Genomic DNA, 11989 nt, shown 5'->3' on the forward strand with positions numbered 1-11989 from the left:
TTATCATTCGGAGGGCGGGATAGCAGGATGAACGAAACATCATACAAGATTCGAATAAAAGGTATGCTGCTCTCGGCGCTGGCCGCGCTGCTTATTGCGGCGGCGATGTCGCCGGCTGCGGCGGCCGCGCCGGGAGAAGAACCGCGACATGCGGTGTCGGGTCAAGTAAGAACGCTGGGCGGCACCGGTGTTCCGGCATTGATTTATGTCTATCAATCAACACTTGAGGCTGTAACCGAAGCGGCGACGAACGAGTACGGTGAATTTAGCGTCGAGCTGCCAGACGGCGATTATATTCTCGACGTTCGGGCCACGACCGGCTCGTACGCGCTATCGCTGCGGCATGAGGTTGCCGTCGATGGGGCGGCTGTGTCGCTGCCTGCGATTGAGCTAAGCGCCGGAACGGTCATATCCGGGGTTGCGCGCTTTGACGGTGTTCCTGCCAGCTCGGTTCGCGTACAGTTGCAGACGGTCGGAGCTTCGCCGAAGCTTGTCGATTACGCGACGACCGACGCGAACGGACGCTATCGCATTGTGCTGCCCAACGCTGCAGCCGCGTATCATTTGCTCGTGCCAAATCCCGATCCGAACGGAAGGCCCGCCTGGGAGACTGTGAATGTCGGTTACCACGGCGGCGCAGGAGGAGGGGGGACAGGCGGAACGGGTGGTGCCGGTGGTACGGATGATGCCGGAACCGCCGTACTGAACAGGCCTGCTTTGACAATCGAACTGAAGGACGGACAGGCGAGCGCCAGCTTGGGCGGCATAGCTTGGACGAGCTATATTGAACAATTGCAGGGTGATCTGTCCGTGCAAGCGCCAGCTGATGCGATGTCGTTCGCGCTGTCTGTCAGCCCGGAAGTGTTGGCTGCACTGTTCGAGAAGTCGGAGAGCAGCGCATTCGCCGTGACGCTCGGCGATGTCGTCTATCGATTGCCGGCGGTCTTGTTCGCGCCGGACCGTCTTCGCCAGCTCAAGGAGAAGGTACAGGATGGCGTGGAAGGACAATGGACACTCGAAATTGTCGTGCAAAAGGCAACAGCAGCTGAACTGGCATTGCTGCGCGAGTCCGCGGAGCAGCTCGGCGCCGAATTGATCGCCGACCCATCGCCTGCCGCTTTCTCTATCCGGGCGGTCTATGGGGAAAATAGATATGAATGGGAGGATTTCGGTTCCGTCTTCGTAAGCCGAACGTTCCAGCTGTCGAGCGGCCAATCGACTGCAGGCTATGCCGGCGTAGTGGCGACGGAAGGCGGGGGACTGCGTCCCGTGCCGACCCTTGTGCGCGAAGCTTCGGACGGAAGCGCATTCGTCGAACTGAGACGAAATGGCAATAGTTTGTATGCTTTGCTGCGAATGGAGGCAGCCTTTGAAGACGTGACGGAGGACCACTGGGCGCACGACTCAATTGGACGACTTGCCGCCAGGTTAATTGTACAAGGCGACGGTGACGGACGTTTCCGTCCGAACGTCACCGTTACGCGCGCGGAATTCGCGGCCATGCTCGTGCGGTCCCTTGGGCTGACACCGAAGCGCAGCGAAGGACTGTTCAAGGACGTGACGGAAGCGTATTGGGCGGCAGGCGAGGTGCAGGCCGCATATGACGCTGGTATCGTCCGCGGTCTGGCCGACGGAAGGTTCGAGCCGGAAGCGATGGTTAGTCGCGAGGACGCTGCTGTCATGCTCGCGCGCGCGTCGGCTTTCGCAGGCAAGCAAGACGAACTGTTGGCCGAAGCAATCGCGACTGCGGTCGGTCGCTACAAGGACGCGTCGGCTATTGCCGAATATGCGCGGGAGGGGGTTGCTTACGGCATCGTGAACGGCGTCATTACCGGTAAGCCAGGGGCGCTCATCGATCCGGACGGCAACGCTACACGCGCCGAAGCGGCGACGTTCATCTTGCGTATGCTGCGCAGCGTGGAACTCGGGCAGTAACTAGTAGAGCGCCCCCGAAGTAACGTAACCAAGATGTTGAAGAATCCAGGCTGACTCAGCCTTGCTGAGTCGGGCTGGAGCATCGAATGGGACGTCAGAGTAGCTGCAACCACGCTGAGTCGGGTTGGAGCATCGAATGGGGCGTCAAAGTAGCTGCAACCGCGCTGAGTCGGGTTGGAGCATCGAATGAGCTGGTAGAGTAGCTGCAACCGCGCTGAGTCGGGTTGGAGCATCGAATGAGCTGGTAGAGTAGCTGCAACCGCGCTGAGTCGGGTTGGAGCGGCGAAAGGGCCGGTAGAGTAGCTGCAACCACGCTGAGTCGGGTTGGAGCATCGAATGGGACGTCAGAGTAGCTGCAACCACGCTGAGTCGGGTTGGAGTATCGAATGGGGCGTCAGAGTAGCTGCAACCGCGCTGAGTCGGGTTGGCGCATCGAATGAGCTGGTAGAGAAGCTGCAACCGTGCTGAGTCGGGTTGGAGCATCGAATGGGGCGTCAGAGTCGCTGTAACCACGTTGAGTCGGGTTGGAGCATCGAATGAGCTGGTAGAGTAGCTGCAACCGCGCTGAGTCAGGTTGGAGTATCGAATGGGGCGTCAGAGTAGCTGCAACCGCGCTGAGTCGGGTTGGAGAGTAAGATTGCATCGGCTTCGAGCGCAATCGCATTTACTTCTGGAATGCTCTACTAGGCTGTCAGCCGTCGTCAGCGGGCTGCCCTCTGCTGGCGACGCGCCGAGTCGCGCAACTGTCTGATCATCCAGAGTCGTGAATTGACTGTGAAGTGGGAGCCAGCCCCCTGAATTCTACTCCCCCTCATTTTTTTCTGTCCAACTTAGTGTGAACGATTCAAGGGGGGAGAGCGAAGGGGGATACGAGAGGGCTGCAAAGACCCATTCAGGCACATGAACACTTGGCTCTCGTAAACCTCTCTTGGACGAAGAGAGTTGTGTCTAACAAATAAGCTAACTCCTCTCGACAATCCTCTGTCCTGTCCGGGATGCTCTAAGAAACCTGTTAAAGCCTCGCAGAAAACCTCCAAATTGCTGGCGATGTTCTAAGGAACCTGCTAACGCCTCGCAAAAAGCGTCCGAATTGCCCACGATGTTCTAAGAAACCCGCTAACGCTGCTATCCCCCCGCGCAGAAGGCCACCGTCCTGCCCGAGATCCTCGGCAAAACTTTTAAGCGGCCTCAATCCCGCATGCGGCACTCGCAATATGATACGTTGGCTCTCGGAGACATCGTTTTTTTCCTGTGTTCGCTCCAACGGGAGATCTCAGGGATCGATGTATTAGACCTAACTTCCTACGAAAAGATATATGACTGCTTTGAATACGGGCGATTAACTCGAAATAAGATATACCATATTGATATTTCATAGATAAAAAACGCGAAAAACGACGATTTTAGCGTTTTCATAATAAAAAGATATAATCACTATTTACAAAAAACGAATCAGAATATAAAATGAAAACGTAATCATCTGGGTATCAGCATAAAAACGGAGAATTTAGGTATACCAAATCATTGGAAAAGGGGCGAGGGGAGGTCGCGCGGGGCGATCGGCAGTTTAGCTAAGGCAGTTTCGAAGTTGCAGTGTCATTAACTTTGAGATTCAAGGGGAGGACTCATCTACATGCAGTTCTACAATCCACGCAAATTCATGGCCGCCGCCGTGGCGGCGCTGCTTGCCGTATCGTTGGTCGGCTGCTCGGGCTCCAAATCCAATTCAAGTTCTTCGCCGAGCGCGTCTCCGTCCGCCAGTCCGAGTCCGTCGGCATCGGAATCGCCGAGCGCGTCTCCGTCCGAATCGGCCGAGCCGGCTCCGGATCTGCAAGGCGCAACGGTCAAGATCGGCCTCTGGTGGGACGGCGCCGATCCGCGGGGCATCGCGGAAGCCGATCGCACGCCGGCGGACGACGAGAAAGTCGCGCTGATCGAAGCGGCCGAGAAGAAATACAACGGCAAGCTCGAATTCGTCAAGTTCGGCGATTACGGCAAGTACGTCGAGAACTTCACGACGACGTCGCTCGCCGGAGAGCCGTTCGCCGATATCGTCGTTCTGGAGCTGTTCTGGGCGTTCCCGCAGCTCGTGAACAAAGGCTTCGTCGCTCCGATCGACGATCTGCTGGATACGAGCGATCCGAAATACATCGCCTGGATGAAAAACGGAGGAACGTTCGACGGCAAGCAGTACGGATTTATCGATTCCCCTCCGTCGCCTTACGGCCTTTTCTACAATAAGAAGCTCGTTCAGGAGCTCGGTCTGGACGATCCGTTCCAGCTGCAGCAAAGCGGGGAGTGGACGTGGGACAAATTCCGCGAGCTGGCGAAGAAGGCGACGCAGGATACGAACGGCGACGGCAAAACCGACGTGTTCGGCTTCATCGGGGATATGAAAACGAGCCTCGAACAGTTCGTCTACGGCAACAAAGGCGCGTTCGACAAGGATGAAAGCGGCAACATGAAGTTCTCGATGGACAGCGCCAATTCGATCCAAGGCTTGCAGCTCATGTACGACATGTACAACGTCGACAAGTCGATCGTGCAGCCGGCGCCGGAGGAAGGCAACGACAAGGCGTTCATCGCCGGCAGAAGCATTATGTACGGCGGCTTTAACTGGGAGTATTCCGGCCTGAAGGACAATATGCCGGGCGTGGAGCTCGGGTACGTCTTCTTCCCGAAGGCGCCGAACGCGACCGACTACACCTCGTTCACGCCGTACGGCAACATGTATATGCTCTCGAAGTATTCCAAGCATCCGGAGATCGCGGTCAAGATCATGGACGAAATCAGCCTGCACGGCAAAAACAAAGAGCTGGCGATGGAAGCCTGGAAAAACTCCTGGCCGCCGGAAGCGTACGAGACGCGCGTGCAGATGTACGACAAGATCGATTACAGCGGCAGCTTCATCGCCGTGCCGGAAGGCGACCAACTGGTCGACCAGGTCGTCAAGGACATTACCGAAGGCAAGGTAGCGCCGGCCACGGCCGCGGAGAAAGTGAAAAATCAGTTCGACGCCAACATTCAGAAGATGCTGGGCGAGTAAGAGTACACCGGCATAAAAGGCTTTTATTCTGAACGGGTACCCCTATTTCGGGATTGGTGATTACCGGCCATGACGAGTAGGGGTACGTCTTGTGAGGGGAACTATGCGGAGAGAACAACTTAAATGGATAGCGTATTCGGCCCTTGCCGCCGCGGCGGTCATCTCGCTCGTCGTCCTGTTCTCGGGCGGGTCCCGCGGCAGCGCGGCCGCGGAGGATCGTCCGTTCGACGTGTCAAGTCTCGCAAGCTATGTCTCCTATAAGCAGGGCGGTTACGACGAGTATTTGGCCAAGCACGCCGACGCTGATCGGCCGCTCGCGGAAATTCGCATCGACGGCGGCAGCTTCAGCCGAACCGAAGGCATGTCCGCCACGGCGCTCAGCGAGTTCGAGGGCGTGAGCGGCAAGCTGGCGCAGACCAGGGACGCGGGCTCGATTACGTGGGAGGTCGACGTCGAACAGCCCGGCTTGTATCAGATCGGCATCAAGTATTATACGGTCAAGGGCAAAGATTCCGACATCGAAAGAGAGCTGGAGATCGACGGAGCATCTCCGTTCAGGGAAGCGAAAAGCCTCATTTTCAACCGGGTATGGAAAGACGCGGACGGCGGGCTCGAGCGCGACGGCCGGGGCAACGACCTGACGCCGAAGCAGGAGGAAGCGCCGATGTGGCGCGAAGCTTGGCTTAAAGACGCGACGGGGTATTACGAGGAGCCTTATTTGTTTTATTTTACCGCCGGCAAGCACGAGCTGACGCTCGCTTCCATTAAAGAGCCGCTCGTCATCGCCGAATTGAAGCTGACGAATCCGGATACTGCGCCGTCTTACGAAGAGCTGGCGAATCGATATAAGGAACTGGGCTACCGCAGCGCCGAAGGAACGCTGATTACCGTGCAGGGCGAAACGGCGGCCTACAAATCGGACTCGATGCTGGCGCCGTACAACGATCGCTCCAGTCCGGCGGTCGAGCCGTACCATACGTCCAAGCTGCGCATCAACGCGGCGGGCGGCTGGGCGTGGCGGATGCCCGGACAGTGGATCGAATGGGAGTTCGAGGCGCCCGAGGACGGGCTCTATCAGATCGCGGTGAAAAACCGGCAAAACTACTTGACCGGCATGTCGTCGCTGCGAACGCTGTATGTCGACGGCGAAATTCCGTTTCGCGAGGCGAAGCGGATCGGGTTCGCCTATGACAGCGCCTGGCAGACGAAGGTGCTGGGGAACGGCCAGGACGATCCGTATCTGTTCTATCTGACCAAGGGACGCCATTCGGTGCGCCTCGAGGTGACGCTCGGCGAGATCGCGCCCATCGTTCGCGCGGCGGAGTCCAGCATTCTCGAGCTGAACGCGATCTACCGCAAAATCATCAGCTACACCGGCGTCGTGCCGGACGCGTTCCGCGATTACGCGCTGGAGAAGCGCATTCCCGAGATGTCGGACGCCTTCCGCGAGCAGAGCGAACGCCTGAAGACGATCGCCGCCATCATCGAAGGGCCGGACGGCGGCAGCAACGACCGCTCCGCCTTGCTGAACACGCTGGCCTACCAGCTCAGCGACATGGCCGACCGGCCGGATACGGTGCCGGGGCGGCTCGATTCGTTCAAGAACAACGTCGGCGCGCTCGGCGCATGGCTGCTGATGATGACCGAGCAGCCGCTGGCGATCGATTATTTGCTCGTCTCGACGCCAGGCGCGGAGCTGCCGGACCCGGACGCGACGAGATGGGAGAAGCTGCGGTCGGAGACGGCTTCGTTCGCGGCCTCGTTCTATGAAAATTACGACGACTTTGGCGGAGAGGACGGCGCCGGACGCTCGGTGTCGGTGTGGATCACGTCGGCGCGAGACCAGGCGCAGATCGTCAAGCGGCTGATCGACGATTCGTTCACGAGGCAGACGGGCATCTCCGTGAATCTGAAGCTCGTCTCCGCGGACATTCTGCTGCCGTCGACCGTGTCCGGGGAAGGACCCGACATCGCGCTGCAAGTCGGCAACGAGGTGCCGGTCAACTTCGCGACGCGCAACGCGCTTCAGGACTTGTCCGTCTTCCCGGATTTCGACGAAGTGCGGACGCGCTTCGAGGACAGCGCGATGGTGCCGTTCGCCTATAACGGCGGCTATTACGGGCTGCCGGAGCAGCTCAACTTCCCGGTGCTGTTCTACCGGAAGGATATTATCGAGGACGAGCTGAAGCTGAAGGTGCCGCAGACGTGGGAGGATGTGTACGCGCTTGTGCCGGAGCTGCAGAAGCGCAACCTGCAATTCGGGCTGCCGCAGAAGGGGCTGAACGCGCAGGGCAACGATCTGGTGACGACGGACATCATTACGCTGCCGCCAAGCCCGACGTACGCGATGCTGCTGTACCAGCACGACGGGCGGTTCTACACGGACGGAGACATGGCCAGCGGCTTGGACGAGGAGGTCGCCATCGAGCAGTTCAAGAAGTGGACTGATCTGTACGTCAACTACAAGCTGCCGATCCAGGTCGACTTCGCCAACCGCTTCCGCACCGGCGAGATGCCGATCGGCATTATCGACTACACGATGTACAACAAGCTCGTCGTCTTCGCGCCCGAGATCAAGGGACTGTGGGATTTCGCGCCCGTTCCCGGAACGACGCTGCCGGACGGCACGATCAGGCGTGACGTCGGAGGAGGCGGCTCGGCAGTCGTCATGTTCGAGCATACCGAAGACAAGGACGCGGCCTGGCAGTTCCTGAAGTGGTGGACAAGCGAAGAAACCCAGCTCGCCTTCGGGCGCGAGATGGAAGTGCGGCTCGGCGCTTCGGCCCGCTATCCGACGGCGAACGTAGCGGCGCTGACGAAGCTGCCGTGGCCGACCGCCGATCTGGCCAAGCTGATGGAGCAGATGCGCTGGGTACGGGGCGTTCCCGAGGTGCCGGGCGGCTACTTGACCGGACGGCACATCGACAACGCCTTCCGCAGAGTCGTCGTTCAGGGCGATGATCCGCGCGAGACGATGGAGTATTACGTTCGTTACATGAACGAAGAAATCACCGCCAAGCGGAAAGAATTTAATCTTCCCTAGGGCGTGTATGCAAACCCGCTGTCCTCGGAGTATGCAGACACGCCCAATGAGAAATGAGGGTTGACCCATCTATCCGATCATTCGCAAAAAGCTAGGCTACATGGCGGCGGAAGTCCGAAAGAACCGGCATGCCTTCGTCTTGATGGCGCCCTATTTCCTGATCTTCTTTACGTTCACCGTCGTTCCGGTCCTCATGTCGCTGGCGCTCAGCTTCACTTACTTCAACATGCTGGAGCCGCCGCGCTGGGTCGGCTGGGACAATTACGCCAGGCTGTTCGTCCAGGACGACGTCTTCCTGATCGCGCTCAAGAACACGTTCCTGTTCGCCTTCATCACCGGGCCGATCAGCTACGTCGCCTGCTTCCTGTTCGCCTGGCTCATCAACGAGCTGCCGCCCAAGCTGCGCGCGCTGCTGACGCTCATTCTGTACGCGCCGTCGATCGCCGGCAACACGTATTTGATCTGGCAGACGCTGTTTTCCAGCGACTCGTACGGCTATATGAACTCGTTCCTGATGCGCTGGGGCTTCATTATGGAGCCGATCCAGTGGCTGCAGGACCCGCGCTATATGCTTGGCATTTTGATTATGGTGCAGCTGTGGCTCAGTCTCGGAACCTCGTTCCTGGCGTTCATCGCCGGACTGCAGAACGTCGACCGCACCTTGTACGAAGCCGGCGCGCTCGACGGCGTCCGCAACCGCTGGCAGGAGCTGTGGTTCATTACGCTGCCGACGATGCGTCCGCAGCTCATGTTCGGAGCCGTCATCCAGATCACGACGGCGTTCGCGGTCGCGGAAATCTCCATCTACATGATCGGGTTCCCGAGCGTCGACTACGCGGCGCATACGATCGTCACGCACCTGGTCGACTATGGCACGATCCGCTTCCAGATGGGCTACGCCTCGGCGATCGCGACGATTCTGTTCGCGATTATGCTCGGAACGAATTTGATGACGCAGAAACTGCTCAAAAAAGTGGGTGAGTAAAGCGGAGATGAGACTGAAGCAGCTTTTGCGCAGACGGCTTAACCGTTCATGGTCCGTCGATATTTTACTGTTCCTGCTGCTGGCGGGGGTAGCCGTCTTCATGGCGGCCCCGCTCGTCTACACGGTGAACAGGGCGTTCATGCCGCTGGACGAAATATTCGCGTTCCCGCCCCGTTTTATCGTGCGCAATCCGACGGTGCAGAACTTCAAGGACTTGCTTAACATTTTCTCGGACTCATGGGTGCCGTTCTCGCGGTACGTGTTCAATACGTTTTTCATCGCGATCATCGGAACGGCCGGACATGTCGTCATCGCTTCGGCGGCGGCGTACCCGCTGGCCAAGGTCAAGTTCCCTTTCCGCGGCGCGCTGTTCCACATCGTCGTGCTGTCGCTCATGTTCACCCCGTACATTACGCAGGTGCCGAACTATATGACGATCTCGTGGCTCGGCATGATCAACTCGTATTGGGCGATTCTCATTCCCGCCTTCGGAACGACGCTCGGGCTGTATCTGATGAAGCAGTTCATGGAGCAGATTCCCGACGCGCTGATCGAGGCGGCGAAGATCGACGGGGCCAGCGAGTACCGGATTTTCTGGAAAATCGTCATGCCGATCGTTAAGCCCGCGTGGCTGACGCTCATTATTTTCTCGCTCCAGAACCTGTGGACGAACGGCTCGGTGACGAGCCATAAATACATTTACAGCGAGCAGCTTCGGACGGTGGACGCGGTGTTCGGGCAGATCGCCAACGGCGGCATCGCCAGAACGGGACCGGTCGCGGCCGTCACGCTGCTGATGATGCTCGTGCCGATCACCGTATTCATCGTGACGCAGAGCAACGTCATTCAGACGATGTCCTCGTCGGGGCTGAAGGATTAAGGGGGGCAGGATGGTGAACGTCAAACGGATTTCGGCTTGTCTGCGCGTCCCCGGTCTGCTCGTCCTGGCTCTGCTCGCGCTTGCGGTTCCCTCCGCGGCTTCGGCCGAAGGGTACAACTATTCCTATTGGGGAGACGCCGTCCCGGCGCCGGACGCTTACGTCCCGGAGCGGATTCTGTACGGGAACGATCTGGGGGTCGGTCCTCTGTCTTCGCCGCAGGACGTATTCGTAGGTCCGGAAAACAAAGTGTACATCGCCGACACGGGCAACAACCGGATCGTCGTGCTCAGCGGCGAATTGGAAGTGGAAAAGGTGATCGCGGAGTTCGACAACGGCGGCAGGCAGGACGGATTCAACCAGCCCGAGGGCGTGTTCGCCAGCGCGGAAGGCGGCATCTATGTCGCCGATACGCGCAACCGCAGGCTGGTCGAGCTGAGCGCGGAAGGCGCGTTCGTGCGCGAGATCGGCGAGCCGAAGTCGTCGCTTATCCGCGACGGCTTCCAATACGCGCCGAGCAAGGTCGTCGTCGACCGGACGCAGCGGATCTACGTTATCGGGCGCGGCTCGTACGAAGGCATTATGGAGTTTTCGTCCGACGGCGAGTTTACCGGTTTTCTTGGGACGAACCGGGTCAAGTTCAAGCCGATCGATCTGATCTGGAAGCAGATTTCCACGAAGAAGCAGCGCGATCAGATGCAGCAGTTCATTCCGCTGGAGTTCAACAATATCGATCTGAACGAGGACGGCTTCCTGTTCACGACGACGTCGGAGGAGGGCTCGGACAGTCCGATCAAGAAGCTGAATCCGTCCGGCGCCGACATTTTGCGCAGCAAGGGCTATTTTCCGCCCAAGGGGGACATCGGCACGACGGAGACGGGGAGCGTGCGCGGCAGCTCGATCTTCGTCGATATCGCCTCCGACCGCGGGGGCATGTACAGCGCGCTCGATTCCAAGCGCGGGCGCGTGTTCGCCTACGACAAGGACGGCAACCTGCTGTACGTCTTCGGCGGGCTCGGCAGCCGTCAGGACCGCTTCCGCAATCCTTCGGCGATCGGCCTGCTCGGCGAGCGGACGCTCGTGCTCGACCAGGACTACAACCGGCTGACCGTGTTCGCGCCGACCACGTACGGAAGCTTGATCCGCGAGGCGGTAACCGCTTTGTACGACGGCCGGGTGGAGGAGTCGACCGCGGCCTGGCGCAAGGTGCTGCAGCTGAGCGGCAACTTCGAGGTGGCGTACATCGGCATCGGCAAATCGCTGATGAAGCAGGGCGACAACCGCGAGGCAATGAACTACTTCAAGCTCGGCAGCACCCGGGAATATTATTCGGAAGCGTTCAAGCAGTACCGCAAAGAGATTGTCATGGCGCATTTCGGCAAAATCGTGCTGGCGATCGCGCTGGTCGTCGGTCTGATCGTCTGGGCGATGAAGCGGGCCGGCCGACGCGCCGCAGGCGTCCAGTACAAGGACACCGGAGTGCTGAAGCACCCGCTGCACACGATGCTCCATCCGTTCAACGGTTTCTGGGAGCTGAAATTCGAGCGCAAGGGCCGGGTGTCGATCGCCGTCGCGATCATGCTGCTGTTCGTGCTGCTGACGATCGTGAAGCGGCAGTTCAGCGGCTTCGTCGTCAACTTCAACAATCCGGCCGAGCTGAACAGCCTCGACGAGCTGAAGTTCATCGTGCTGCCGCTGCTGCTCTGGTGCGTGGCCAACTGGTCGCTGACGACGCTGATGGACGGCGTCGGCAAGTTCAAGGACATCGTCACGGCGACCGGCTACTCGCTGATTCCGTTCGTGATCCTGTACGTGCCGCAGGTACTCTACAGCAACGTCATCACGGCGGACGAAAGCGCGTTCTACTACTTGCTCGACACGGTGGCGTATCTGTGGTTCGTCTGGCTGCTGTTCGTCGGCACGATGACGATCCATCAATACTCGGCCGGCAAGACGATCGCCACGATGCTGCTGACGCTCGTCGTAATCGGCATCATTTTGTTCATCGGTGTGCTGCTGTTCAGCATGGTCCAGCAGATGGTCAGCTTCGCCGAGTCGCTGATCCGGGAAATTTCTTTCAGATGGTAGGGAAGGGGGAACGG

Annotated in this window: 6 protein-coding genes; all 6 read left to right on the top strand. The window is 59.1% G+C overall.

Translation table 11 applies throughout. The features are described 5' to 3' along the window. Positions 1–27: 27 nt before the first annotated feature. Positions 28–1935 carry an S-layer homology domain-containing protein gene (locus tag B0G52_RS35655; protein ID WP_158223835.1) on the top strand — a complete coding sequence of 636 codons (1908 nt, stop codon included), beginning with the start codon at positions 28–30 and terminating at the stop codon, positions 1933–1935. Between the two features lie 1633 nt (positions 1936–3568). Next, complete coding sequence (locus B0G52_RS23080) at positions 3569–4981, top strand: ABC transporter substrate-binding protein (protein WP_094047759.1); 1413 nt, start codon at positions 3569–3571, stop codon at positions 4979–4981. A gap of 103 nt (positions 4982–5084) precedes the next feature. Next, a complete protein-coding gene (locus B0G52_RS23085; protein ID WP_094047760.1) occupies positions 5085–8024 on the top strand; it encodes an extracellular solute-binding protein in 2940 nt (979 codons plus the stop codon). 100 nt (positions 8025–8124) lie between these two features. Further along, positions 8125–9009 carry a carbohydrate ABC transporter permease gene (locus B0G52_RS23090; protein WP_369827114.1) on the top strand — a complete coding sequence of 295 codons (885 nt, stop codon included), beginning with the start codon at positions 8125–8127 and terminating at the stop codon, positions 9007–9009. A 7-nt stretch (positions 9010–9016) separates the two neighbouring features. Next, positions 9017–9889 (top strand): carbohydrate ABC transporter permease, encoded by an 873-nt coding sequence (locus B0G52_RS23095; RefSeq protein WP_094047762.1) that lies wholly within the window; start codon positions 9017–9019, stop codon positions 9887–9889. Positions 9890–9899: 10 nt separating this feature from the next. Continuing rightward, a complete protein-coding gene (locus B0G52_RS23100) occupies positions 9900–11975 on the top strand; it encodes a YIP1 family protein (protein ID WP_094047763.1) in 2076 nt (691 codons plus the stop codon). Positions 11976–11989 lie beyond the last annotated feature (14 nt).

Source organism: Cohnella sp. SGD-V74, assembly GCF_003001675.1.
Classification (GTDB): Bacteria; Bacillota; Bacilli; order Paenibacillales; family Paenibacillaceae; genus Cohnella.

Coding starts and splice junctions, on each gene's coding strand:
- B0G52_RS23090 (WP_369827114.1), top strand. CDS start 8,125: ATGGCGGCGGAAGTCCGAAAGAACCGGCATGCCTTCGTCTTGATGGCG.
- B0G52_RS23095 (WP_094047762.1), top strand. CDS start 9,017: ATGAGACTGAAGCAGCTTTTGCGCAGACGGCTTAACCGTTCATGGTCC.
- B0G52_RS35655 (WP_158223835.1), top strand. CDS start 28: ATGAACGAAACATCATACAAGATTCGAATAAAAGGTATGCTGCTCTCG.
- B0G52_RS23080 (WP_094047759.1), top strand. CDS start 3,569: ATGCAGTTCTACAATCCACGCAAATTCATGGCCGCCGCCGTGGCGGCG.
- B0G52_RS23085 (WP_094047760.1), top strand. CDS start 5,085: ATGCGGAGAGAACAACTTAAATGGATAGCGTATTCGGCCCTTGCCGCC.
- B0G52_RS23100 (WP_094047763.1), top strand. CDS start 9,900: ATGGTGAACGTCAAACGGATTTCGGCTTGTCTGCGCGTCCCCGGTCTG.